The sequence below is a fragment of the Escherichia sp. KCJ4928 genome (assembly GCF_004352695.1).
GTDB lineage: Bacteria > Pseudomonadota > Gammaproteobacteria > Enterobacterales > Enterobacteriaceae > ECMA0423.
The window spans coordinates 1-343 of sequence record NZ_SJWV01000673.1 but is presented as its reverse complement, the minus strand read 5'-3'; the positions used below and the strand labels follow the sequence as shown (position 1 = coordinate 343).

1 protein-coding gene is annotated in these 343 nt (G+C 56.3%); it reads right to left on the bottom strand.

What is annotated here, in order from left to right; translation table 11 throughout:
* Positions 1-70: 70 nt before the first annotated feature.
* The gene (locus tag E0D98_RS26205) at positions 71-262 is read right to left on the bottom strand and encodes a Rop family plasmid primer RNA-binding protein (protein ID WP_000165972.1); all 192 of its coding nucleotides are present in this window, start codon (positions 260-262) and stop codon (positions 71-73) included.
* Positions 263-343: the final 81 nt, after the last annotated feature.

Sequence of the window (343 nt, the reverse complement as noted above, 5' to 3'; positions counted from 1 at the left end):
CCTGACGGGCTTGTCTGCTCCCGGCATCCGCTCACAGGCCAGCTGTGACCGTCTCCGGGAGCTGCATGTGTCAGAGGTTTTCACCGTCATCCCCGAAGCGTGCGAGGCAGCTGCGGTAAAGCTCGTCAGCGTGGTCGTGAAGCGCTTCGCAGATGTCAGCCTGGTCGTCGGCGTCCAGTTCATTCAGTTTTTCCAGCAGGGTCAGCGTCTGGCTTTTGATGAAGCGGGCCATGTTAAGGGCGGTTTTTTCCTGTTTAGTCACAGTTCTGTTTCTCCATGTGTGGGGAGTCTGTCGGAGGTTTTTAATGATACCGGTGAAACGCGAAAGGATGCTCACGATACG